General features: G+C 63.0%; 21 protein-coding genes and 2 tRNA genes. 5 read left to right on the forward strand and 18 right to left on the reverse strand.

Going from position 1 to position 25001, the window contains the following annotated elements:
- Window positions 1-2: 2 nt before the first annotated feature.
- On the reverse strand, window positions 3-410 hold the full coding sequence (locus tag O0881_RS14640; protein WP_034788413.1) for a nuclear transport factor 2 family protein: 408 nt from the start codon (window positions 408-410) through the stop codon (window positions 3-5).
- Between the two features lie 198 nt (window positions 411-608).
- Window positions 609-2417: a sulfoacetaldehyde acetyltransferase gene (gene xsc, locus O0881_RS14645; RefSeq protein WP_289906731.1), complete on the reverse strand. Its 1809-nt coding sequence runs from the start codon at window positions 2415-2417 to the stop codon at window positions 609-611.
- A 218-nt stretch (window positions 2418-2635) separates the two neighbouring features.
- On the opposite strand from xsc (O0881_RS14645), the gene O0881_RS14650 reads away from it, so the two are divergent.
- The 3 genes from O0881_RS14650 to O0881_RS14660 are packed head-to-tail and all read left to right on the forward strand — an operon-like array spanning window position 2636 to window position 6225.
- Window positions 2636-3478, forward strand: a complete 843-nt coding sequence (locus O0881_RS14650; protein ID WP_099664793.1) for an IclR family transcriptional regulator — start codon at window positions 2636-2638, stop codon at window positions 3476-3478.
- A 39-nt stretch (window positions 3479-3517) separates the two neighbouring features.
- Window positions 3518-4492, forward strand: coding sequence for an AAA family ATPase (locus O0881_RS14655; protein ID WP_289911903.1), 975 nt, complete (start codon window positions 3518-3520; stop codon window positions 4490-4492).
- Window positions 4489-6225, forward strand: coding sequence for a cobalt chelatase (locus tag O0881_RS14660; protein WP_289911904.1), 1737 nt, complete (start codon window positions 4489-4491; stop codon window positions 6223-6225). The genes O0881_RS14655 and O0881_RS14660 overlap by 4 nt, the downstream gene beginning before the upstream one ends.
- A 3-nt stretch (window positions 6226-6228) precedes the next feature.
- On the opposite strand, the gene O0881_RS14665 is transcribed toward O0881_RS14660, so the two are convergent.
- The 3 genes from O0881_RS14665 to O0881_RS14675 all read right to left on the reverse strand — a co-directional run bounded on the left by O0881_RS14665 (window position 6229) and on the right by O0881_RS14675 (window position 9381).
- On the reverse strand, window positions 6229-7137 hold the full coding sequence (locus O0881_RS14665; protein ID WP_289911905.1) for an NAD(P)H-binding protein: 909 nt from the start codon (window positions 7135-7137) through the stop codon (window positions 6229-6231).
- Window positions 7138-7357: 220 nt separating this feature from the next.
- The gene (locus tag O0881_RS14670; protein ID WP_289911906.1) at window positions 7358-8497 is read right to left on the reverse strand and encodes an AAA family ATPase; all 1140 of its coding nucleotides are present in this window, start codon (window positions 8495-8497) and stop codon (window positions 7358-7360) included.
- On the reverse strand, window positions 8494-9381 hold the full coding sequence (locus tag O0881_RS14675) for an RNA ligase family protein (protein WP_289911908.1): 888 nt from the start codon (window positions 9379-9381) through the stop codon (window positions 8494-8496). Before O0881_RS14675 ends, O0881_RS14670 begins: the two co-directional genes overlap by 4 nt.
- 446 nt (window positions 9382-9827) lie before the next feature.
- On the opposite strand from O0881_RS14675, the gene O0881_RS14680 reads away from it, so the two are divergent.
- Complete coding sequence (locus tag O0881_RS14680) at window positions 9828-11225, forward strand: RtcB family protein (RefSeq protein ID WP_289911909.1); 1398 nt, start codon at window positions 9828-9830, stop codon at window positions 11223-11225.
- On the opposite strand, the gene O0881_RS14685 is transcribed toward O0881_RS14680, so the two are convergent.
- The 10 genes from O0881_RS14685 to hisC all read right to left on the reverse strand — a co-directional run bounded on the left by O0881_RS14685 (window position 11222) and on the right by hisC (window position 22059).
- Complete coding sequence (locus tag O0881_RS14685) at window positions 11222-11983, reverse strand: TSUP family transporter (protein WP_289911910.1); 762 nt, start codon at window positions 11981-11983, stop codon at window positions 11222-11224. The two genes, O0881_RS14680 and O0881_RS14685, sit on opposite strands and share 4 nt — an antisense overlap.
- Window position 11984: 1 nt before the next feature.
- Window positions 11985-12986 (reverse strand): phosphate acetyltransferase, encoded by a 1002-nt coding sequence (pta, locus tag O0881_RS14690; protein WP_289911911.1) that lies wholly within the window; start codon window positions 12984-12986, stop codon window positions 11985-11987.
- A gap of 111 nt (window positions 12987-13097) precedes the next feature.
- Complete coding sequence (gene xsc, locus O0881_RS14695) at window positions 13098-14912, reverse strand: sulfoacetaldehyde acetyltransferase (protein ID WP_289911912.1); 1815 nt, start codon at window positions 14910-14912, stop codon at window positions 13098-13100.
- A gap of 225 nt (window positions 14913-15137) precedes the next feature.
- On the reverse strand, window positions 15138-16148 hold the full coding sequence (locus tag O0881_RS14700) for a porin (RefSeq protein ID WP_289911913.1): 1011 nt from the start codon (window positions 16146-16148) through the stop codon (window positions 15138-15140).
- A gap of 83 nt (window positions 16149-16231) precedes the next feature.
- On the reverse strand, window positions 16232-17047 hold the full coding sequence (locus O0881_RS14705; protein WP_289911914.1) for a thiazole synthase: 816 nt from the start codon (window positions 17045-17047) through the stop codon (window positions 16232-16234).
- Window positions 17044-18348, reverse strand: a complete 1305-nt coding sequence (locus tag O0881_RS14710) for a D-amino acid dehydrogenase (protein ID WP_289911915.1) — start codon at window positions 18346-18348, stop codon at window positions 17044-17046. Before O0881_RS14710 ends, O0881_RS14705 begins: the two co-directional genes overlap by 4 nt.
- 16 nt (window positions 18349-18364) lie before the next feature.
- Window positions 18365-19429, reverse strand: coding sequence for a YeiH family protein (locus tag O0881_RS14715; RefSeq protein WP_251352042.1), 1065 nt, complete (start codon window positions 19427-19429; stop codon window positions 18365-18367).
- Window positions 19430-19636: 207 nt separating this feature from the next.
- Window positions 19637-20506, reverse strand: a complete 870-nt coding sequence (locus tag O0881_RS14720; RefSeq protein ID WP_099664806.1) for an NAD(P)-dependent oxidoreductase — start codon at window positions 20504-20506, stop codon at window positions 19637-19639.
- A gap of 63 nt (window positions 20507-20569) precedes the next feature.
- Window positions 20570-21007, reverse strand: coding sequence for a GNAT family N-acetyltransferase (locus tag O0881_RS14725; RefSeq protein WP_289911916.1), 438 nt, complete (start codon window positions 21005-21007; stop codon window positions 20570-20572).
- Window positions 21001-22059, reverse strand: a complete 1059-nt coding sequence (gene hisC, locus O0881_RS14730) for a histidinol-phosphate transaminase (protein ID WP_289911917.1) — start codon at window positions 22057-22059, stop codon at window positions 21001-21003. Before hisC ends, O0881_RS14725 begins: the two co-directional genes overlap by 7 nt.
- A gap of 123 nt (window positions 22060-22182) precedes the next feature.
- Here hisC and O0881_RS14735 point away from each other — a divergent pair, with 123 nt between their 5' ends.
- Window positions 22183-22845, forward strand: coding sequence for a hypothetical protein (locus O0881_RS14735; protein WP_289911918.1), 663 nt, complete (start codon window positions 22183-22185; stop codon window positions 22843-22845).
- Between the two features lie 161 nt (window positions 22846-23006).
- On the opposite strand, the gene O0881_RS14740 is transcribed toward O0881_RS14735, so the two are convergent.
- The 3 genes from O0881_RS14740 to serS all read right to left on the reverse strand — a co-directional run bounded on the left by O0881_RS14740 (window position 23007) and on the right by serS (window position 24934).
- Window positions 23007-23096: transfer RNA gene (locus O0881_RS14740), tRNA-Ser, on the reverse strand.
- Between the two features lie 347 nt (window positions 23097-23443).
- Window positions 23444-23533 (reverse strand) — tRNA-Ser (locus O0881_RS14745).
- Window positions 23534-23644: 111 nt separating this feature from the next.
- The gene (serS, locus tag O0881_RS14750; RefSeq protein ID WP_289911919.1) at window positions 23645-24934 is read right to left on the reverse strand and encodes a serine--tRNA ligase; all 1290 of its coding nucleotides are present in this window, start codon (window positions 24932-24934) and stop codon (window positions 23645-23647) included.
- Window positions 24935-25001 lie beyond the last annotated feature (67 nt).

Genomic DNA, 25001 nt, shown 5'->3' on the forward strand with positions numbered 1-25001 from the left:
GCTCAGACTGTGACGACGGGTGGGCGATCCTTGCGGAAAGCATTCTTGACTGCGATCTTGCCGTCGCGGAAAGTGAAGATATCGACCATGCGCGCTTCGATGCGCGTGCCGTCCGCCTTGGTGCCGGCAAAGGTCGACTCCGTCACACCGCGTTCGCCGCTGACGAAATGCACGGGGTTGAGCCAGGCCGCGTCGGGGAAGGTTTGCCAGGCCAGCTCGAAGCCGGCGCGCACGGCGTCGCGGCCGATGAAGCTCTTGCCCAGAAGCTCAGGACCGGCGACGGCATGGAATTCGCAATCGTCGGCCATGGCGGCCATCAGGGCCTCGATATCGTGGCGGTTCCAGGCATCGCCGAACGCTTGCAGGAAATCCGTGGTGACGGCGTCAGTGTGCGGTACAGGGTGGTTCATGGTTGTCTCCGTAAATCGTTTTTGATACGCTACGTTCCGTTTTTTGTCTTTTATTGAATTTAAGCCTTAAGCATGGCCTTGTCAAATCAAATAATTCAAAAAACGGGACGCCTTGTATTCTTTAATGAAATTATGATGCTTTCGTGACAATCTGTGAGAATTTGGTCACAGCCCATTCCCACAGGCTGGCTCACTTAATTAAACATAGTCTTTGTACTTGTCCAGGTGGCGGATCGGTTTGCTCAGCGCATCGCGGCGGAACGGGTCGCCCAGCTCGCGCGTGCACATGATTTCGATGATGGTGGTCTTGCCTTCATTCATCTGCATGTCGATGGCCTTTTTCAGGGCCGGGCCCACGTCTTCCAGCTTGTCGACCGTGATGCCTTCGGCGCCCATGGCCCGGGCGATTTCCGCGAAGCTCTGGTTGTCCAGCTCGCCTGCCACGAAGCGGCGGTTGTAGAAATCCACCTGGTTTTTCTTTTCCGCGCCCCACTGGCGGTTGTGGAACACCACGGCCGTGACGGGAATGTTGTGGCGCACGCACGTCATCGTTTCCATCAAGCTCATGCCCCAGGCGCCGTCGCCCGCATACGACACGGCCGGACGGTGCGGCGCAGCAACCTTGGCGCCGATAATCGTCGGGAACGCATAACCGCAATTGCCAAAGCTCATCGCCGCAAAGAAGCTGCGCGGCTTTTCGAAGCGCAGGTAACTGTTGGCCACCGAGTTGATGTTGCCGATGTCGGTCGACACCATCACGTCTTCCGGCATGGCTTTTTCCAGCTCGCGCAAGACCTGGCGCGGGTGCAGGTAATTGCCCGGCTCTTTCTTTTGCTCTTCGATCATGTCCAGGCTGTACGCATCCTTTTCATGGGTCCAGTTCGTCAATTCCTCTTCCCATGCGGCCTTCTCCGCTTGCACGGTGGCATAGCGTGCGTCGCGCGTGGCGTCGCAATCGAGCTTCTTGCCATCCAGGCGGGCAATAATCGCCTTGGCGGCCGCCTTGGCGTCGCCGCAGATGCCCACCGAGATTTTCTTGACCAGCCCGAGCATCTTGTTGTCCGCGTCGATCTGGATGATCTTGGCGTTTTTCGGCCAGTAATCCATGCCGTGCTGCGGCAAGGTGCCGAACGGTCCCAGGCGCGAACCGAGGGCCACGACGACGTCGGCCTGGGCGATCAGTTTCATGGCCGCCTTGGAACCCTGGTAGCCGAGCGGGCCGCACCACAGCGGGTGGCTGGCGGGGAAGGAGTCATTGTGCAGATAGCTGTTGACGACGGGCGCGCCCAGGCGCTCGGCCAGGGCCTTGCACTCTTCGATCGCTTCGCCCATGACGACGCCGCCGCCCGAGATGATCACGGGGAACTTGGCCTTCGCCAGCAATTCCGCCGCATCGTTCAGGCTTTGCTCGCCGCCGGCGCCACGGTCCAGGCGGTTCGGTTTCGGGATCTCGGCCTTGATTTCGCCATAGAAATAGTCACGCGGGATATTCAATTGCGTCGGCCCCATTTCCGACATGGCGCGGTCGAAGCAGCGGCCCGTGAATTCCGCCATGCGGGCGGGATTGGTCACGTGACCTTGATATTTCGTAAATTCCTCGAACATCGGCAACTGGTTCGCTTCCTGGAAGCCGCCCAGGCCCATGCTCATCGTGCCCGTCTCGGGAGTAATGATGACCACCGGCGTATGCGCCCAGTAGGCGGCGGCGATGGCGGTCACGCAATTGCTGATGCCGGGGCCGTTCTGGCCGATGACGACGCCGTGGCGGCCCGAAACGCGCGCATAGCCGTCGGCCATGTGGCCGGCGCCCTGCTCGTGCACGACGGGGATCAAACGGATGCCGGCGGGGGCGAAGATATCCATCGGATCCATGAAGGCCGAGCCCATGATGCCGAACATGTCGGTCACGCCATTGGCGGCCAGGGTTTCCACGAACGCTTCGGAAGGCGTCATCTTTTGCGGGCCGGTGGGGATGGCCGCTGCGGCGGCGGCTTTTTGCTCGGTCATGTCATTCATGGGTGTCTCCTAGTCTGTGGTGATGAAGTGCAGCGAATTATCAATTAATTTATCAAAAATCGGTATATTTTGTTCCGAAATTTGATATACAATTCAATTTAAGCGTTCGGCAATCAAAAGTCAAACAGATTTTCAAGGAAACGGTACAATTTGAGTTCGAAAATGAAATAAGCTGACGTCACACTCAGAGCTACCCAACCGAGGCCACCATGGACATGATTTCATCCCCAAAACTTGAGCCGGAAAAACTGGAAGGCGACACGCCCACGATGCGTTTGTTTGCCTTGCTGGAAGTGATTGCCGAAAAAGACCAGTTGCTGTCGCTGCAAGCGCTGGTGGAAGAAACGGGCTTGCCGAAGCCCACCCTGCACCGCATGCTGCAACAGCTGGAAAGCGTGGGCGTGCTGCAGCGCGAAAGCGATGGCCGCCACTACAGCACGGGCGTGCGCCTGCGCCGCCTCGCATCGAACCTACTGATTAACAACACTTTCCATGGCGCCCGCCGCATGGTCTTGCGCCAGCTGGTCGAGGAAGTGGGCGAAAGCTGCAACCTGACGGCCTTCAGCGGCAGCGAAGTCGTGTACCTGGACCGGGTGGAAACGGCGGCCCCGCTGCGCTTCTACCTGCATCCCGGTTCGCGGGTGCCGGCCCACTGCTCGTCCAGCGGCAAGCTGTTCCTGGCGCAAATGACGCCCGTGCAACGGCGCCGCCTGCTGGGCCACATGGAATTGACGCGCTTTACGGACAAGACGGAAACGGACCCCGTCAAGCTGGAACGCGAACTGGAACTGGTGCGCCGCAACGGCTATGCGCTGGACGACGAGGAATTCTTGCCCGGCCTGCTGTGCGTGGCCGTGCTGGTGCCGAACCCGAACGGCCGCTCGAACCTGGCCGTGGCCATCCAGGCGCCCATCATCCGTTTGACGCACGACAAGGCTTTACATTTCTTGCCAGCATTGCAACGCGCCGCGCAAGCCCTGGCCGCCATCGAATCGGAAACCATGCCGACGACGGGCGGGGACGACGACGCATTGCAGGCAGGTAATTCATAACCCCGTAGCGCCCCCGCTGCGGTTTCACAGGAGAACAAGGTGCCAGATTCACGCCAACATCCCCCCGCCGCAGCGGCGCAAACCTTGCAGTCCGTGCGCAGCCTGTTCCACATCGACAGCGACCTGCTCGTGCCCGTCTTCACGGAACGCGACCCGCACGTGCCCGACATCGACCCCGCCTACCGCTTCAACAAGGATGTGACCCTGGCGATCCTGGCCGGCTTCACCCACAACCGCCGCGTGATGGTGCAAGGCTTGCACGGCACGGGCAAGTCCACGCACATCGAGCAGGTGGCGGCGCGCCTGAACTGGCCTTGCGTGCGCGTCAACCTCGACGGCCACATCAGTCGCCTGGACTTGGTCGGCAAGGACGCCATCGTGCTGCGCGAACAGCAGCAGGTGACGGAATTCCAGGAAGGCATCGTGCCCTGGTCGCTGCAACGCCCCGTGGCCCTGATCTTCGACGAGTACGACGCGGGCCGCCCCGACGTGATGTTCGTCATCCAGCGCATTCTGGAACGCGACGGCAAGTTCACCCTGCTCGACCAGAACCGGGTCATCACGCCGCATCCCCACTTCCGCCTGTTCGCCACGTCGAATACGGTGGGACTCGGCAACTTGAACGGCATGTACCACGGCACGCAGGTACTCAATCACGCGCAGATCGACCGCTGGAACATCGTTGCCACCCTGAACTATTTGCCGCAGGCGGAAGAAGCCGAGATTGTGCTGGCCAGGGTCCCCGCCATGAACGACGAGGCGGGCCGCCAACTGGCAGCCGCCATGGTGGCCGTGGCCAGCCTGACGCGCCACGGTTATGCGGCTGGCGACCTGGCGTGCCTGATGTCGCCGCGCACGGTGATTACCTGGGCGGAAAATTGCCAGATCTTCCGCGACCCGGCGCTGGCTTTCCGCCTGTCCTTCCTCAACAAATGCGACGAGGCCGAGCGGCCCATGGTGGCCGAGTACTACCAGCGCTGTTTCAATGAGGAATTGCTGGCGAGCCAGGCATGAGCACGGAAGCGACCGCGCCTGCCGCCTACACGCGCGAGCAGCAGGAAACGGACGAGTTGTGCGCGGGCGCCATCCGCGCGCTGAGCGGCGTTGCCTCCATCCGCTACCGGGGCCGGCGCCTGCACGACGGCCACCGCCCGCTGCCCATCCACTCCGCCCATCTGCAGCCCAATGCCACGCTGCAGGATTTGCCCTCGCTGCGCGGCGCGGCCGACAGCGTGGCCCTGCGTTTGCTGCACACGGACGCCGCCCTGCACAAGTCCTTGTGCCCGGTGGAACCCGTGGCGCGGCTCGTCTTCGAATTGCTGGAACAGCTCAGGGTGGAAACGCTTGCGCCAGATCAACATGCGGGCGTGGCGCACAACCTGCGCCACCGTTTCACGGCCTGGTCGCATGCGTTCTACGATTCCGGCCTGGCCGAAGGCGCGTCGGGCCTGCTGTTGTACACGGTGTTCCAGATGTGCTGGTCGCGCCTGACGGCCCGGCCCGTGCTGGAAAAGACGGAGGATTTCATCGAGGCCACGCGCTGGTCCGTGTCTTCGCAACTGAGCGGCGACCTGGCGGGCTTGCGCCGCCACCGAACGGACCAGGCGGCCTTTGCGCGCCACGCGCTGGCCATCGCCCACGCCGTCGACGCCATGCTGCAAGACGAGCAGGCGAAGCGCGAAGGCGACCAGGACGACGCGGGCGACGCCAGGGCGCAGGCGGCCTTCAAGCTGCTGCTCGATTTCGACAGCGACAACGACCACCTGCCCGATGCCGCGCCGCTGGGCGACAGCCGCGCTTTCAACGATAGCGACGGCAACGGCGGCTACAGGGCGTACTCCACGGCTTATGACCGCGAAGAAAAAGCGGGCGAACTGGTGCGCCGCGCCCTGCTGCTCGAGTACCGCGAACGCATGGATGCGCGCATCGCCAGCCTGGGCATCAACACGGCCCGCCTGGCGCGGCGTTTCACGCAATTGCTGGCCGTGCCGCAACGCGACGGCTGGTCGTTCGGCGAGGAAGAGGGTTATATCGATGGCCGGCGCCTGGCTCAGCTGATCAGTTCGCCGTCCGAACGCCGGCTGTTCCGCAAGGAACAATTCCTGCCGCAAGCCGATTGCCTCGTCACCTTCCTCGTCGATTGCTCCGGCTCCATGAAGACGCATGCGGAATCCGTGGCCGTGCTGCTCGACATTCTGCTGCGCGCGCTGGACCAGGCGGGCATCGCCACGGAGTTGCTGGGCTTTACGACGGGTGCCTGGAACGGGGGAAGAGTCAAGCGCGACTGGATGCGCGCCCGCTCGCCCGCCCAGCCGGGCCGCTTGAACGAACTGGTGCACATGGTCTTCAAGGAGGGCGATACGAGCTGGCGCCGCGCGCGGCCCGACATCGCGGCCCTGCTGAAAGCGGACCTGTACCGCGAAGGCGTCGATGGCGAAGCCGTGGACTGGGCGTGCACGCGCATGCTGGCGCGCCCGGAACGGCGGCGCATCCTGCTCGTCGTATCCGACGGTTGCCCGATGGATACAGCCACGAATCTGGCCAACGACGAGTTTTATCTGGCGCAACATTTAAAGCAAGTGGTGGCGCGCCGCGAAGCGCAGGGCGCGGTGGAAATCTGCGGGCTGGGACTGGGCCTGGACCTGGGCGCCTACTACAGCCGCAGCCTGGCCACCACCCTGCCCGCCTCGCTGAACAATGAGCTGTTCAGCGAGATCGCGCAGTTGCTCGGTGGACGCAAAAAGTAGCCGCTATGCCGGCGGAAGCGCCAGCAACTGGCGGCGATGCGCATGCAGGAAGGCTGGCACGGGTGACGCCTGCCGGCCCGTCAGCGCGCGATAGTCATCGCTGACGATGTGCATCGCATCGGTGGCCAGCCAGCGCTCGATGCCTGCCAGCATCTGCGCCATCGGCGCCGGCATGCCGGTGGCGATGAAATGGCGCGCCCGTTCCTCCGCATCGAGATTCACGACCTCGACAGGCTTGCCAGACAGCAAGGCGGCCATGGCGGCCAGCGCCGGCGCATCGGGGGCGGCGGGCCCCGTGATGTCCAGGATGCGGCTGCCAGGATAGCCATCCGATAGCGCCGCAGCAGCCGCATGCGCGCAATCTTCGCGCGCCACGTACGACACGTGGCCTTGCCCCATGGCCGTTTGCAGCCGGCCATCCACGGCGGCAGTGCCCAGCACCACGAGCAGCAAATCCTGGTAAAACGCGTTGCGCAAGATCGTATGGGCCATGCCGCTGCCCGCCAGCAACGCTTCCGTGGCCCGGTGGTCGTCGTTCAGCAGCGAGCGCTTGCCCTCCTGCGGCTGCAGGAACGAGGTGTAGACGATATGCGCCACGCCCGCCTGGCGCGCCGCCTCGATGGCATGGCGGTACTGTGCCACGCGGCGGCCCGTACCGTCGAGGGTATTCGTGCTGATCAACAACAGGCGCTCGACGCCGTGGAAGGCGCTAGCCAGGCCTTGCGGCTGGTCAAAGTCGCCGCAGCGCACATTGATGCCCTGCTGCTGCCAAGCCGCGTGGCGCTCAGGCGTGCGGGTGATGGCCGTGAGCGCCATGCCGGGCCGGCCGGCGCGATGCCCGATGAGTTCATTGACGACGAGGGACCCCAGTTGGCCGGAAGCGCCGGCGACGGCGAGATGCATTGTTTTCATGTTCTTTTCCTTGTGGCGCGCGCAGGCGCACCCCGGATGGGGCGGCAACGCGCGACGATGATGTAGGGGAATCAAAGGCGGCCATGCGGCGGCCCGCCCCTTGCGGGGCGAAACTGCGGCAGGCTTACAGGAAAGAAGGGAAAACAAGTGTCATGCGCCCAGCATGGCGCGTGGCGCCCGCCCGGTCAAGCGCTTTCGGAGCGCTTGAGCCCGGCATGAGCTAATCGACGCAGTAACGCACGGCATGCGCTTCCATGGGCAGCGGGATTTCCCAGTTCCACAGCATCGACTGCAACTTCTTGTTGCTGAGCGACGTGTCGCGCTGGCCGTTGCGCCGCAGCAGCTCCTTGCGCGGCTGCTCCAGGTACACGAGTTCCACCTGCGCATGGTATTTGTACAGCAGGTTGAGCGTCTTTTCGCGCATCAGTTTGGACAGATGCGTGGCGTTCCACACGAACGGTTCACCCTTGCGCAGCAGTTCGCGCGCCCGCTCTTCCGCATAGTCGCCCACCTGCCCTTCATTCTTGCCGTGCTTCAATCCCAGGGCGATGCGCGCATCGTCGAAGGAGACGACGGGCAGGCGCGGATGGTGCTTCTCCACCCACGTATTCTTGCCCGACGCGGGCAAGCCCGACATGACGATCACGTGCGAGCCCGGCTCCTGGAACAGGGAATAATCGGGGTGCGCCTCGGCGCCGCGAAAGTATTTCACGCGTGTGTGATCGTCGACAAACACCCGGCGCTGGCCATAGCACCCCTCCTCGCGCGCCAGTTCGCGGAACAGTTCGATGGCGTCCAGAATGCGCTGCGGATCGGGACAGATCCTGCCGCGGATATCGGCCTCGGCCAGCATGGCCAGCAAGCGGATATCGACTTGCCACGACAGTTCGCGCACGGTGAACTCGGGCGTCACGCCGCGCCGCGATTGTTCCAGCGCAAAGAACGGCACTTGATGGACGTTAATCAGGCGACAGATTTCCTCGCGCACGGCAAACGGCACATCCACATCCCACAGGGCGATGCGCGCATCGAGGGCGCCCTTGCGCGAGTGGCCGGGCTGGCCGATGGCGCCCGTGACGGGGTCGATCACGGTGGTGCTGCACTTGGCCACGTCGTGCAGCAAGGCGGCCAGGAACACGATTTCCTGCTGCGCCCGCGTGGCTTGCTGGTAATCGGGCATGGCCAGCAGGGATTCCACCACCATCATCGTATGCGTCCACACATCGCCTTCCGCGTGGTACACGGGGTTTTGCGGCGTCGTCTTCGCCAGTTCCAGCTGCGGGAAGGCGGCCAGGCAGGCATCGAAATCGGGCGACTGGCCCGCCGGCGGCACCAGTTGTTGTAACTGTTTCCAGTTCATCTAGTACTCCTTGAAAATGTTGCCAGTTCGTCCAGCGACTGGCAGGTGTGCAAGCCCAGGCTCTCCCACGTGACGAGCGGCTGCGGCGCGTACAGGTCGACGCCCTCGGCCAGCAGATTCGGGATCAATGGACGCGTGCTGTGGTGCGAGCCGCTGTCGAGGATGGTTTGCGTAAAGTCATGCCGCACCAGCTTGTAGCGGGCCAGCACTTGCTCGTCGTCTTCCACCTTCAGGTACAGGCCTTCCGCGTGGTCGGACTTGTCCGTCTGCTTCCAGCACAGGTCCAGCGGCAGCCGTTCGCGCGCCACGACGCCTTCGAAAGCGTCGCGCCACAGGCGGGACTTGGCCAGCGAATGGCGCAGCAGCTGCCACAGCTGTTTCGGCGAAGTCGGCATCAATCCCGCGTACAGCACGGGGACGGACAGCACGGGCGAGCCGGCCAGCATGGCGTGGCGGCGCGCCGTCGACAAAAACATCTGCGTGCGGCGGCAGTACACGTCGAACTCGTTGAAATAATGCGGCAAGCGGTCGTAAAACACGGAATGCTTGCTGTAAGACCATTCGCCAAACAGCACAAATTGATCTTCCAGCAGATGCAGCAAAGCGTGTTCATGCGCATGCGCCCACGGTTTCAACAGGTTGAACTGGCGTTCGCTGCCGCCGCCCGCCAGGTAGTGGCCGCGCGACTGCAGCAGCACCTCGCCCGCATCGCTGAACGACACGGCGGAGTTGGCGCCATCGATTTTTTCCTCGATGACGACGTACCGGCCGGCCAGCTTTTTCAGGGGCATCTGGTCGGAACCGTCGTCGCCATCCTGCAGGCGCGAGCCTTCCAGGTGCGGCGTGCGCGGGTATTTGAATAAGGGCAAAGATTGTAAAAACATAGCGTCCCACGCCGCGTTCACCGGGGCGTGTCCATACAGGGTCAGGGGTGCTGACGACGTGTTCGGGCGTGGACGATCGAGACTAGCGTCTCGGATACGTGTGCGGAAGGAGCAAAAACAGTGCCGCAGCAATCGGGGGCGTCAACGCGCCGAACGATGCTGCAGAGAGCATTTCGTCAGCGTTAGCAGGTGATGGCGAAGAAGCGAGGCACTTTTGGCTCCAATAAGGAAGAGGTTCGAGAAAGAACCGCGAATATAAGGGCTGTTTGATTATTTTGCAAGTGGCGCTGCGTATCGTGCGCCCTCTTGTGCGCACTGTCGGGGCCGGCGGCTTTGCAATCCGCACAAAGTTTGCTAAGCTGGCGGCACTTCCTGTCGCTGCTGCGTGGAAAACAAACATGGCCCTTGCAAAAAGGCCGTGCATTCGTTATTTCCGGAGCAGAATCGTGTTTCCCCTATCCAGATTACAAAAAGCCCTGCGCCGCCAGGGCATCGCTGTCGCCTATGCCGACGGCATTTATACACTCAGCAATCCGCACGCCCAGGCGTCCGTGCTGCTGCCCCACAACTTTCCCATCGAGGAAAAAGCCGTGCGCCAGCTGATGGCATTCGCCGCCGTCGCCGTGCCGGGCCAGGATGGCCATGTCTGCAAGGCCTGCGCCACGCCCGACTTTCACCCGGGCAGCATCGCCCCTGTAGGCAGCATCGTCGCCACCAGCCCCGACATGGTGATTCCCGCCATCCCCGGCACGGACATCGCCTGCGGCATGCGCCTGATCACGACGGGTTTGACCCTGGCGCAGTTCGAGGCGCGCAAGCCGCAACTGCTCGCCAAGCTCAAGCATGTGCTGCTGGAAGACGGCCGCAACGTGCCGCTGCGCTCGAAAGCGTTTGCCGCCCTGTTCGACGTGGGGCCGGAAGCGTTCATCGACAGCCTGCACAATGATGGCTTGTGGCCACGGGTCGACAAGCAGCGCTTGCTGCGCGAGCTCGACGATTGCATCGCCTTGCGCGAACTGGGCGGAGGCTTGCGCCATGCGCCCGAAGCGCTGGTGGGCACGCGCGAAGTGATACGCGACCCCAGCCTGGGCACCACGGGATCGGGCAACCACTTCGTGGAAATCCAGGTGGTCGATGCCGTCATGGACCGCCATGCCGCGTACCGGCACGGACTGGTGCCCGGCGAAGTGGTCGTCATGATCCACAGCGGCAGCCGCGACGTGGGCTTTTTTGTCGGCAGCCGCTGGATGGACCGCGCCAAAGAAGCGTGGCCGGCAGGCGTGCGCCATCCGAAGTCCGGCCTGTACGGCTTGACGGGTGAACTGGCCGGCGAGTACATGGACGCCATGGGCGTGGCGTCGCGCTATGCCTGGGTCAACCGCATGGTATTGGCCGAGCTGGTGCGCGACAGCCTGGCGCAGGTGTTTGCGCAGGATCAGTCCCGCCTGGTGGTGGACGTGCCGCACAACGTCATCCTGCGCGAACACGACATGAACATCCACCGCAAGGGCGCCACGCCCGCGCGCGAAGGCGACCTGGCGCTGATCCCCGGTTCCATGGGCGATTATTCCTATGTAGCCACGGGCATGGGCAATCCCGACTGGCTGTGGTCGTGCTCGCACGGCGCGGGACGCAGCATCCGCCGCCAGGCCATGCGCGCCATGCGGCCCACGGTGGGCGGCGACGAAATGGCGTTCCAGTGCGTGACTTTGCGCGAAGAGCGCCGCGTCGAGGAAGCGCCGATGGCGTATAAAAAGATCGGTCCCGTCATCGCCGCGCAGGAGGAAGCGGGCTTGCTGCAATCGGTGGCCCGCCTGAAACCTTTATTGACGTTCAAGGCCTAGGTCAGCAGCTGCGGCACGGCCGCCGCCATCAGCGAAATGCCGATGGCGGTCAGCACGGCAAACGCGATGCGGCGCATGCCGCGCTGGGCGATCGGTGGCGGATAGCGCTTGCCGGCCATCGTGGCCAGCACGCCGACGGGCAAGGCCAGCGTGCACAGCAGCAAGACTTTCGCATCGAGCTGGCCCTGGCTGCCCGCCATCAGCGAGCGCCCGCCCGCGCTGATGGCGAACAGGAAGATCAGGCTGTAGCGGATGGTGGTCAGACTCATTTCCTGGCGATAAAACTGGTACACGAGCGGCGGTCCCGCCAGCGAAAACAGGCCCGAGAACAGGCCGCCGCACACGCCGCTGATGAAGAAGCTGCGTTTATCCGCCGCGCCCGGTCCCGGCGGCGCCTGCAGCAGGATGCTGACGCCGCCATACACGATGGCCGCGCCCAGCAAGAGCCTCAGGATGGGCGCATACGCCTGGTCCAGATATCCCAATAGCAAGACACCGGCCGCCATGGCCGGCAGCAAGCCGATGCTGGCGGCGCGGATGGCGCGCCAGTCCAGGTGGTGCAAGGCGCCCGGCAAGGCCACGAGGCAATTGGCCAGGGACAACAAACTGACGAGGGCCGCCAGCGCGGGCACAGACGCCAGGCCCAGGCCGCTGGCCACGCCCATGACGATCATGCCCAGTCCGAAACCCGTGACGGTCTGGAAATATGTGCCCGCCGCCACCACGCCCAGCAGCGCCAGCACGGGCAGGCTGAACAACTCAGCGCCCACCCTGGGCCTGCACGGACGTGACGGCAATCACGTTATACACGTCGTCGGCGCAGCAACCGCGCGACAGATCGTTGGCCGGTTTGTTCAAGCCTTGCAGCAAGGGGCCGATGGCGACGGCGCCGCCCATGCGTTCGGCCAATTTATAGCCGATATTGCCCGCGTCCAGATTCGGGAACACCAGCACGTTCGCGCGGCCGTTGACGACGGAATCCTTGACTTTTCTTTGCGAAATCTCGGCCACGATGGCCGCATCGAGCTGCACGTCGCCATCGATGGCCAGCAGCGGACGCTGGGCCTTGACCCGGTCCGTTGCTGCATGCACCTTGTCGACGGCCGCATGGTGGGCGCTGCCGCTGGTGGAAAATGACAGCATGGCCACGCGCGGCTCTTCCATCAGCAAGGCTTGCGCGCTGTCGGCGGCGGCCATGGCGATGTCGGCCAATTCCTCCGCCTTCGGGTCGACGACGAGGGCGCAGTCGGAAAAGATGAAACCGCCCTTCAGGCTGTGAAACGGTTCGCACAGCATCATCAGGAAAAAGCTCGACACGAGCTTGAAGGCCGGGGCGACGCCGATGATCTGGATGGCGCTGCGCACCACGTCGGCCGTCGTGTGCACGGCGCCCGCCACGCAACCGTCCGCGTCGCCCAGACGCACCATCAGGTTGGCGTAGCACAAGGGATCTTGCACGGCGATCCTCGCCTGCTCCACCGTCATGCCCTTGGCTTGACGCAGCACAAACAATTGCTGGGCATAGTGTTCCGACTCGTCGGACGTTTCCGGGTCGACCAGGCGCACGGCATCCAGGTCCAGCGCCTGTTCGCGCGCCAGGGCCAGGATGGCGGCCGGCTTGCCGACGATGGTGATGTGCGCCAGGCCGTCGCTGGCCGCACGCGCGGCCGCCTGCAGCACGCGCACGTCGCCGCCCTCGCACAAGACGATGTTTTTCGGCACGGCGCGGGCTTGCGCGATGATGCGGTGCAGGGCTTTCATGGCGACTCCAATTCGGTAAAAAAATGCCGGAACCATGGAAGCATGAAACATGGTTCCGGCACATAAAACCCGGCGCGATTACCGGGGTCATACAAGGATCGGGCAGACTGATTACACGTAGTCTTTGTACTTGTCCAGGTGGCGGATCGGCTTGCTCAGGGCATCGCGGCGGAACGGGTCGCCCAGCTCGCGCGTGCACATGATTTCGATGATGGTGGTCTTGCCTTCATTCATCTGCATGTCGATGGCCTTTTTCAGGGCCGGACCCACGTCTTCCAGCTTGTCGACCGTGATGCCTTCGGCGCCCATGGCCCGTGCAATCTCGGCAAAGCTCTGGTTGTCCAGCTCGCCTGCCACGAAGCGGCGGTTGTAGAAATCGACCTGGTTTTTCTTTTCCGCGCCCCACTGGCGGTTGTGGAACACCACGGCCGTCACGGGAATGTTGTGGCGCACGCAAGTCATCGTTTCCATCAAGCTCATGCCCCAGGCGCCGTCGCCTGCATACGACACGGCCGGACGGTGCGGCGCGGCAACCTTGGCGCCGATAATCGTCGGGAAGGCATAACCGCAATTGCCAAAGCTCATCGCCGCAAAGAAGCTGCGCGGCTTTTCAAAGCGCAAATAGCTGTTCGCCACCGAATTGATGTTGCCGATGTCGGTCGACACCATCACGTCTTCCGGCATGGCTTTTTCCAGCTCACGCAGGACCTGGCGCGGGTGCAGGTAATTGCCCGGCTCTTTCTTTTGCTCTTCGATCATGTCCAGGCTGTACGCATCTTTCTCGTGCGTCCAGTTCGTCAATTCCTCTTCCCACGCGGCCTTTTCCGCTTGCACGGTGGCATAGCGTTCCTCGCGCGTGGCGTCGCAATCGAGCTGCTTGCCATCCAGGCGGGCAATAATCGCCTTGGCGGCCGCCTTGGCGTCGCCGCAGATGCCCACCGAAATCTTTTTGACCAGGCCCAGCATCTTGTTGTCCGCATCGATCTGGATAATCTTCGCGTTCTTCGGCCAGTAATCCATGCCGTGCTGCGGCAAGGTGCCGAACGGTCCCAGGCGCGAGCCGAGGGCGACGACGACGTCGGCCTGGGCGATCAGTTTCATTGCCGCCTTGGAACCCTGGTAGCCGAGCGGGCCGCACCACAGCGGGTGGCTGGCGGGGAACGAGTCATTGTGCAGATAGCTGTTGACGACGGGCGCGCCCAGGCGCTCGGCCAGAGCCTTGCACTCTTCGATGGCTTCGCCCATGACGACGCCGCCGCCCGAGATGATCACGGGGAACTTGGCCTTGGCCAGCAGTTCCGCCGCATCGTTCAGGCTTTGCTCGCCGCCGGCGCCGCGGTCCAGGCGGTTCGGTTTCGGGATTTCCGCCTTGATTTCGCCATAGAAATAGTCACGCGGGATATTCAGCTGGGTCGGGCCCATTTCCGACATGGCGCGGTCGAAGCAGCGGCCCGTGAATTCCGCCATGCGGGCGGGATTGGTGACGTGGCCTTGATATTTCGTAAATTCCTCGAACATCGGCAACTGGTTCGCTTCCTGGAAGCCGCCCAGGCCCATGCTCATCGTGCCCGTCTCGGGAGTAATGATCACGACGGGCGTGTGCGCCCAGTAGGCGGCGGCGATGGCGGTCACGCAATTGCTGATGCCGGGGCCGTTCTGGCCGATGACGACGCCATGGCGGCCCGAAACGCGCGCATAGCCGTCAGCCATGTGGCCGGCGCCCTGCTCATGCACGACGGGAATCAGGCGGATGCCGGCGGGGGCAAAGATATCCATCGGGTCCATGAAGGCCGAGCCCATGATGCCGAACATGTCGGTCACGCCATTGGCGGCCAGGGTTTCCACGAACGCTTCGGAAGGCGTCATCTTTTGCGGGCCCACTGGAACGGCAGCGGCGGCGGCTTTTTGGTCGGACAAATCGGTCATGGCTCAGTCTCCTTACGGTTTTATGAAAAATCGGTATATTTTGTTCCGATATTTGAAATACTTGTTCAATTTAACGGTTGCGAAATGCGCTGTCAATGAAATTTCATGAAAAATCGGACTGTTTCATTCCTGAATCCGGAATCCGTGACTTTGCCCCACTCCTGAAACAACAATGGCGGCTTATCCGCAACAGACAAGCCGCCATCCCTCGCCGCGCCGTCGCGCTTAGAACTTCAAGCGCATGCCGGCCGTAAAGGCGCTCGAGTTATGCCCAGGCAAGGGCACGCTGCCGCCGCTCGATGCATCGCCGACGAAGTTGGTACCCGCGCCATCGTTGCTGATGCGGCCGTACGAGGTGTACAGATTCGTGCGCTTGGACAAGGCATACGTGTAGCCGATGGCCAGCTGGCGCCCGCCGCGGCGCGCATTCGTGCGGTCATCCTTGCGGATGTACGAAGCCATCACGCTGCCCGCCGCGCCCACGGGGGCCGATGCGCCCAGCATGTAGTTGCGGAAATCCGTGCCCGCATCGTCCTTGTCCGTCTCATACGCGGCGTGCAGCTTGGCGGGGCCGAAGTCGTAGGTGCCGCCCAGCAAGGTGACTTTCGCCGTGTTCAGCGGCGTATCCTTGCGGTTGTCGTGGGCCAGGGTCAGCACGAGCGGGCCGTTGGCGTAGTCGATGGAAAAGTCGATGGTGCGGCCCAGCGTGTTGCTGTCCGGCTTTTCGCCCAGGCCGTACATGACGGCGGCCGACAAGCCGTTCACCTTCGGCGTCTCGTACATGATGGAATTTTTCGTGCGCAGGCTGGCCACGCTCATCAGGTTGATCGAGGCGCCCGTCATGCCCGTCTCGAACGGGTCGATATTGTCCAGCGCGGTGAACAGCGGGTTGTGCTGCAAGCCCAGGTTCACGGCGCCGAAGCCGCCCGACAGGCCCACGTAAGCCTTGCGTCCGAACAAGGCGCCCTGGCGGTTGGCGCCCGTGTCGAGGTCGAGGCCATTTTCCAGCAAGAAGTTAGCTTTCAGATTATTGCCCAGGTCTTCCGTGCCCTTGAAGCCGATGCGGCTGCCCGACTGCACGCCGGTGGCCAGCTTGGTGACGGAACCGTCCGCGCCACCGTGTTCGGACGTCAGGCCCGCGTCGAGCAAGCCGTACACGGTGACGGACGATTGGGCGCTGGCGTTGCCGGCAAGGAAGGAAGCCAGGATGGCTGCCGCTACGAGTGTGTGTTTCATGTCATCTCCAGGTATTGTGGTTTTTATAAACGCTTGAAACGATAATCGACTACGGTGCTGCAATTGCGGGTAAATGCGGTGGCTCAGGCGATCAGCCCGGCCATCGGCGACGAGGGCGAAGCGCTCATGGCGTTCGCTCTCCGGGGCATGCGTCCGGCCAAGTAAGCCTCGCGCCCGCCCTGCACTGCCAGTTTCATGGCGCGCGCCATGCGTATCGGTTCGCGCGCCGCCGCGATGGCGGTATTCATCAGGATGCCGTCGCAACCGAGTTCCATGGCGATGGCCGCGTCCGACGCCGTGCCCACGCCCGCGTCGACCAGCACGGGGACGCGGGCTTGCTCGATGATCAGCGACAAGTTCCACGGATTCAAAATACCCATGCCCGAACCGATCAGTGACGCCAACGGCATGACGGCGATGCAGCCGAGGTCTTCCAGCATGCGCGCCTGGATGGGGTCGTCGCTGCAATACACCATCACCTGGAAGCCGTCGCGCACCAGCTCCCCGGCCGCCTTTAAGGTTTCCGGCATGTTCGGGAACAAGGTCTTTTCATCGCCCAGCACTTCCAGCTTGCACAGCGGGTGGCCGCCCAGCAGCTCGCGCGCCAGCTGCAAGGTGTAGACGGCGTCGCGCGCGTTGTAGCAGCCGCCCGTGTTGGGCAGGATCGTGTATTTCGATGGCGGGATGAAGTCGAGCAAGTTCGGCTCGCCCTTTTCCTGGCCGATGTTGACCCGGCGGATCGTCACGGTGACGATGTCGGCGCCGCTCTCTTCGATGGCCAGGCGCGTTTCCTCGAAATCCTTGTATTTACCTGTGCCCACCAGCAGGCGCGACTGGTAGGTGGTGCCGGCCAGGGTCAGGCCGCTGGGTGGCTGGCTGGGGGTGGCGTCGTCTCTCATCGTGGTGCTCTCCTAAGTTGAACCAAAGCGGTCTCTTGCCGGGGCGGCTCGCCGCAAAACGCAAAATCGACTTCCGGCCGGCGTCCCGACACGAGGTCGGCGATCGCCCTGCCCGCGCCGCAGCCCATGGTCCAGCCCAGGGTGCCGTGACCCGTGTTGAGGAACAGCTGGCGGTAGCGCGTGGCGCCGATGTAGGGTACGTTCGACGGCGTCAGGGGGCGCAAGCCAGCCCAGTAGACGGGGTCGCTGTAATCGCAGGCGTGGGGAAACAGCGCCTGCACGCGGCGCGTGATGGCGGCGCAGCGCACGGGATTGAGTTCCCGCGTGTAGCCGTTCAGCTCGCACGTGCCCGCCACGCGCAAGCGCTCGCCCAGGCGCGAAAACACCAATTTGTAGCCGTCGTCCGTCAGCGAGACGGTCGGTGCGGCGGATGGGTCAAGGATCGGATAGGTGGCGGAATAACCCTTGCCCGGATACAACATCAAGCGTATGCCCAGCGGCTGCAGCAGGGGCGCGGAAAAGCTGCCCATGGCCACCACCACGGCGTCCGCGTATTCCAGGCGGTGGCGCCCGTGCGCATCGATGCATTCCACGCCCGTGATGCGTTCGCCGTCCGCCAGCAGGCGCGTCACTGTGGTGCCGTACTGGAAATCCGCGCCGGCCGCCGCGGCGCGGGCCGCCAGCGCCGTGGTAAACAGATGCACGTCGCCCGACTCGTCGCTGGCCGTGAAATCGCCGCCGACGATGTGCCGGCGGGCATGGGCCAGGGCCGGCTCCAGCCGTATCACTTCATCCGCGCTGACGGTGTTGCGCGGGCAGCCCAGTTCGCGCAAGAGCGCGGCGCCCGCTTGCGATTTGTCAAACTCTTGCTGCTCCGTATAAAAATGCAGGATGCCCCGCTCCAGGTGGTCATACGCGATGCCCGTCTCGCGCCGCAAGGCTTGCAGGCTCTGCCGGCTGTACTCGGCCAGGGCAACGATCTGGCGCATATTGCGCGCCACCCGCGACGGCAGGCATTCGCGCAGGTAGTGCAAGGCCCATTGCCATTGCAGCGTATCGAGGCGGGGCCGGAACAGCAGCGGCGCATCGTCCTTGCCCAGCCAGCGCACGACCTTGCGCAGGGTGGCGGGATTGGCCCACGGTTCCGCATGCGAGACGGAAATCTGTCCGCCGTTGCCGAAGCTGGTTTCCTGCGCGGCGCCCGCCTGGCGCTCGAACACGCGCACGTCGTGGCCCGCCTGGCGCAAATACCAGGCCGATGCCGTGCCGACCACGCCGGCGCCGAGGACGAGGATCTTCATGGCGGGCCCGGTTCGCTTAGCGCGTCAGCAGGACGGCAATGGCGACGAAGGCGGCAATCCACACCGTTTCCATCACCAGCATGATCACGGGACGCCAGCCCAGCGAGGCCAGCGACTGGAACGACGTTTTCACGCCCAGCGCGGCGATGGCGATGACGAGGCAGGCGCGCGAAGCATTGTTGATCCAGCCATTCACTTCCTGCGGGATCAGGCCCAGGCTGTTGGTAATGACGAGCCAGACAAAGCCGATCAGGAAAAACGGCACCAGCGGCGGCGCATCGACTTCGCTCTTGCCGTCCTTGCGCTTGAACATGATCGACAGGCCCAGCACGACAGGCACGAGGCAGGCGACGCGCGTCAGTTTCACGAAGGTGGCCACGTCGCCCGTGTGGTTGCTGACCAGGTAGCCGGCGCCCACCACTTGCGCCACGTCATGGATGGTGCCGCCGATGAACACGCCCGCTTCCGTCGGGTCAAAGCCCAGCAGCTTGACCAGCAGCGGGTAGACGATCATGGCCAGGGTCGACAGCGACGTCACGCCCACCACCGTCAGCAGCGTGAATTTCTCGTTTTCCTTGGTTTGCGGCAGCACGGCCGAGATGGCCAGCGCGGCCGAGGCGCCGCAGATGGCCACGGAACCACCGGACAAAATCCCTTCCGTGATGGGCCGTTTCAGCCACCTGGCCAGCATATAGCCAAAGCCCAGGGTGGCCACCAGGCCGCCGACGACGATCAATAAGGGTGTCACGCCCACGGAAGCGATCTGGTTGAAGGTGATGCGCGCGCCCAGCAGGGCCACGCCCGTGCGCAGCAGCACCTTGCTGCAAAACTCGATGCCGGGCTTGCAGGTAGGGTCGGATGCGAGGAAGTGGAAGGCCAGGCCGAAGAACAGCGCATACAGCAACTGGGGGCCGCCGTAATTGCTGGAAATAAAGGTGGCCGACAGGGCGATCACCAGCGCGATGGCCACGCCGGGCCAGCTGCGCAGCACGGCGCGGGGACGCCAGATGGCGACGGCGGAAGACAGGTAGGGAATGTTCTTGTCGACAACGCGTGTTATCGCTGAGGAGTTGGTTTTCATGCGGGTCCGCTCATAATGTTTTAAAAATTGGGACATTTCATCTCGTTTTTTAATAATACACGATGAGCTAGCGAAGTCCATGCTTTTCCATGAAAATTGAAACCGGATGTTCCGGAAACTGACGTTTTAAGGTTGATGCTGGCGTAAACGACAAGCGGCGCGGCCCTTTGCAGGGACGCGCCGCTCTTTAACTATGAGCCTGAGGGCTTACTTTTTGTTCAGGCGGGTAATCAGGCTGGATGTATCGTAGCGGTTACCGCCCGCCTGCTGCACTTCGCCATAGAACTGGTCCGTCAAGGTCGTCACGGGCAAGTCGCTGCCGTTGCGCTTGGCTTCGGCGAGGCAGATGCCCAGGTCCTTGCGCATCAGGTCGACGGCGAAGCCGAAGTCGAACTTGCGCTCGATCATGGTCTTGCCCCGGTTTTCCAGCTGCCACGACTGCGCCGCACCCTTGGAAATCACGTCGACGACGAGGGCCGCGTCCAGGCCCGCGTTTTCCGCAAAGGCGATGCCTTCGCTCAAGGCTTGCACGAGGCCCGCGATGCAGATCTGGTTGACCATTTTTGTGAGCTGGCCGGAACCGGAGGCACCCATGTAGGTGACGGCGCGCGAGAACAGCGCGATGACGGGCTCGGCCCTTGCATACGCTTCCGCATCGCCGCCAACCATCACGGTCAGCTTGCCGTTTTCCGCGCCCGCCTGGCCGCCGGACACGGGCGCGTCGAGGAAGAACACGCCCTGCTCTTTCGCCGCCGCATGGATGGTGCGCGCCGCTTCGGCCGAGGCCGTCGTATGGTCGATCAGGATGCTGCCCGGCGCCATGGCGGACAGCAAGCCGCCCTCTTCCAGGATGACTTGATACAGATCATTATCGTTGCCGATGCACGTAAACACGAACTCGGCGCCTGCAGCGGCGGCGGCCGGCGTGGCGGCGCTGCTGCCCTTGTGCTGTTCCAGCCAGGCGGCCGCGCGGGCCGGATTGCGGTTGTACACGGTGACGTCGTGCCCGCCCGCCGCCAGGTGACCTGCCATGGGGAAACCCATGACGCCCAAACCGATGAATGCCACTTTTGCCATATTGTCCGTCCTGTCGATGAATGAATCCGATTATTGTTGCACAAACAGTCGCCGCCGGCAGCCTCAAGGCGCGGGGGCGCGCCGATAATACAGGTCGAACTCTTCCTCGCCATCGGGCACGAAGCCGTGACGCACATAGAAACGGTTCGCCTCGCTGCCGCGCAAGGCGCCCACACGCACGCTCTTGCGGGCCGCATCGGCCTCGGCAAACACGCGCGCCAGCACGGCCGCGCCCATGCCTTGCCGCTGGTAGCCGGGCGCCAGGTAGAGGTGGTCGAGCAACAGATAGTCCGCTTGCGGCCGCAACACATAGAAGCCGGCCAGCGTGTCGTCATGGCGCAACTGCCAGGTGCAATCGGGGTCGAACGTGGCCAGGAAGCGCTGGCGCGCCCGCTGCGGGTCATAGCGGCCGATGCGCTCCAGGCTTGCGCGCATGGCAGCCACGCGCAGGCTGGCCAGCGCCTCGCCATCGGCCAGGCTGGCAGGCAAGAAGGTCAGCACAGCAGTTCGCGCAGCGCCGCCACCAGGGCTGCGCATTCGTCCGGGTTGCCTATGCTGATGCGCAAATACTGGCTGATGCGCGGTGCATTGAAATGGCGCACGATCACGGAACGGGCGCGCAAGCCGGCGGCCAGTTGCGCCGCGTCATGCTGCGGGTGGCGGGCAAACACGAAATTGGCCACCGAGGGCAGCACCTCGAAGCCCAGCGCCGCCAGGTCCGCCGTCAACTGCTCGCGGCTGGCGATCACGGCCTGGCGCGTTTGCTGGAAATACGCTTCGTCGTGCAGCGACGCGACGGCGCCGGCCAGCGCCAGCCGGTCCAGCGGATACGAATTGAAACTGTTCTTCACCCTTTCCAGCGCCTCGATCAGGTCCGGGTGCCCGAAAGCACTGCCCACGCGCAAGCCGGCCAGCGAGCGCGACTTCGAGAACGTCTGCACCACCAGCAAGTTCGGATAACGCTCGACCAGGGCCACGGCACTCTCGCCGCCGAAATCCACATACGCTTCATCGACCACCACGACGGCGTCGGGATGGTCGCGCAGCATGGTTTCCACGCCGGCCAGCGGCAAGTCCACGCCTGTCGGCGCGTTGGGATTGGGGAAGATGATGGCGCCGCACGGCCCCTGGTAGTCTTCCGGACGGATGCGCATGGCATCGTCGAGCGCTACCGTGCGGTAATCGATGCCGTACAGCTTGCAATACACGGGATAGAAGCTGTAGCTGATGTCCGGGAACAGCAGCGGCGCATCGTGCTTGAGCAAGGCCATGAAGGCCAGCGCCAGCACTTCGTCGGAACCGTTGCCGACGAACACTTGCGCGCTGCTCAAGCCGTGGTAATCGGCCAGGGTTTGCTTCAATTCGCTGGCGGAAGGGTCCGGATACAGGCGCAGGCTGTCGTTGGCCGCTGCGCGCAGCGCGGCCAGCACCTGGGGCGAAGGGCCGTAGGGGTTTTCGTTGGTGTTGAGTTTGACCAGGCCGGGCAGTTTCGGTTGCTCGCCCGGGATGTAGGGGGTCAGCTCGCTGACGATGGTGCTCCAGAATCGGCTCATTATTTATTGGTGGGGGCAGGATGGGGATACGGTAGATTACCATAGGGTGAGCGGGGTCAAGGCGGACACCATCGGCGAAGAGTAGCGTGGGCGACATCGGCCCCAACGTGAAGAGGACGCAGCATGAACAGCATGCACAAGCTGAGCGATACGCAGGTGCGGCATGGCGCGCTGACGCCACAGTCACGCCAGCGCAAGATCGATGCGTGGCTGCAGGTCGCAGCCAGTCTCAGCGAGCAGATCACCGTGGAGTTGCAGACTGCCACGGAGCAGCTACAGGGCGAAGGAATGGCCGACTTGCAGCGCGTGACGGCGCTGGCGCAACGCCTGGCAAGCAATAGCAAAGCCATGCGCGATACCCTCGGGACACTGTTTGACAGCGGTGAAAAAAGCGAGGAGCATGCAGTGACAAGCACGGAGGATTGCGCCATGGACGAGCAAGTCAACGCACTGGCAAAAGACATGGCCAGTGTGAAACTGGGCGTAAAGGATGTAAAGGTCGATGTGGCTGACATCAAGGTGGATGTTGCTGGTCTGAAAACGGATGTCACTGGCCTCAAGGTGGATGTTGCTGGTCTGAAAACGGATGTCGCTGCTCTCAAGACCGATGTCGGCGTTCTCAAGACGGATGTCAGTGGCTTGAAACTGGACCTCGCTGTGGTGCGCTCCAATTATGCGACCAAGTCAGATGTGGCTGAGGCGAAGTCGGCTGTCATCCTGTCGTGCGTGGGGACGATCATTGCCATGTCGGGCGTCGCGTTTGCGGTGGCCAAGCTCGTGCACTAGCTTGCGGTAGTGGGGACGCTGGCTTTCAAAGTCTGAATGGAGGAAAAAACGCCTTGCGCTGCGCGCTTTGGGCGGTTTTTCTACCTGGACTTTGCGCTGGTGGTCTTTTGACCTTGGGGGAATAAAAAAAGCTCCCTTGCGGGAGCTTCTCTTATGTATTCTGGCGGAGAGGGTGGGATTCGAACCCACGGTACGATTTAACGTACGCTTGATTTCGAGTCAAGTACATTCGACCACTCTGCCACCTCTCCGTTTACTGCGGTCTATTCGTTCAAACTGACGTGCCTGTTTGAACGAGGCGCTATTTTAGCATGGGGATTGTTGGGTTGGGTAGGGGTTTTATTGGCGATTTGCAACTGAGGGCTGGTAGCCAAACCAAAAAACTGATCGGGCGATTCGGGGAGCCTCGTACAAGGCGCGGCTCGCCTTTGTAGACGCCACCTTGGCGCACGCGTGAAAACCAATTTGACGATTCGGGGAGCCTCGCGCGAGTACGCGCTCGTCTTCGAATCCCACGCGCAAGGCGCGCAGGCGCCTTGCTCCTCTTCGCCGCCACAAATAAAAAAAGCTCCCTTGCGGGAGCTTTCTCTATTTGTTCTGGCGGAGAGGGTGGGATTCGAACCCACGGTACGATTTAACGTACGCTTGATTTCGAGTCAAGTACATTCGACCACTCTGCCACCTCTCCATTTGCTGCGGTCTTTTCCCGCATTGCTGCGAGAAGGCAAGATTATAGCAGCCGCTTGAAAAAATGGAAGGACTATTTTGCGCCTTCCATTCACCGGGCTGCGTGAGCCTTTCAGGCCTTCAGGTGCGTCAGGCCGCCCATGTAGGGGCGCAGCACGGCCGGGATCTCGACGCTGCCGTCCGCTTGCTGGTAGTTTTCCAGCACGGCCACCAAGGTGCGGCCCACTGCCAGGCCGGAGCCGTTCAGGGTGTGCGCCAGTTCCGGCTTGCCGGCCGCGTTGCGGAAACGCGCCTGCATGCGGCGGGCCTGGAAGGCTTCGCAGTTCGACAGGGACGAAATCTCGCGGTAGGTGTTTTGCGCCGGCAGCCATACTTCCAGGTCGAAGGTCTTGGTAGCGCCGAAACCCATGTCGCCCGTGCACAGCGACATCACGCGGTATGGCAGGCCCAGGCGTTGCAAGATGCTTTCCGCATGGCCGACCATTTCTTCCAGCACCTGGTACGACGTGTCCGGATGCACTACTTGCACCATTTCCACCTTGTCGAACTGGTGCTGGCGGATCATGCCGCGCGTGTCGCGGCCGTAGCTGCCCGCTTCCGAGCGGAAGCATGGCGTGTGGGCCGTCATTTTCAGGGGCAGTTGATCGAGCGCCAGGATTTCATCGCGCGCGATGTTGGTCAGCGACACTTCCGACGTGGGGATCAGGTAGAAGGTCTCGCCCTCGCCTTCCGCGCCGCCTTTTTTCACCGAGAACAGATCGGCTTCGAATTTCGGCAGCTGGCCCGTGCCGCGCAAGGAATCGGCGTTGACCATGTACGGGGTGTAGCATTCCGTGTAGCCGTGCTCGTCCACGTGGGTGTTGAGCATGAATTGCGCCAGTGCGCGGTGCAGGCGGGCGATGCCGCCCTTCATGACGGAGAAGCGCGAACCGGTCAGCTTCGTGGCCACTTCGAAGTCGAGGCCCAGCGGGCCACCCACGTCGACGTGATCCTTGACCTCGAAATCGAAGGTGCGTGGCGTGCCGACCTTGCGCACTTCCACGTTGCCCGACTCGTCCGTGCCCAGGGGCGACGATTCATGCGGCAAGTTCGGCACGGCCATGATGAAATCGCTCAGCTTGGCTTGCACCAGGGTCAGGGCCGCTTCATCGGCTTTCAACTCATCGCCCAGGCCGGCCACTTGCGCCATCACGGCCGAGGTGTCTTCCCCCTTGCCTTTCAACATGCCGATTTGCTTGGACAGCGCATTGCGCTTGCCCTGCAGCTCTTCGGTGCGCGTCTGGATCGCCTTGCGTTCGGCTTCGAGGGCGGTAAAGCCTGCCACGTCGAGCTGGAATTTGCGCGTCGCCAGGCGTTCTGCGACGGTGGCGATGTCTTTACGGAGAAGTTGGATATCTATCATGGGTGGATGGCGGTGCCGATGTATCGAAAGCACTCATTGTACCAAGACCCAGTTCACTTCGATGAGT

The organism is Janthinobacterium sp. SUN100 (assembly GCF_030397705.1).
GTDB lineage: Bacteria > Pseudomonadota > Gammaproteobacteria > Burkholderiales > Burkholderiaceae_D > Janthinobacterium > Janthinobacterium kumbetense.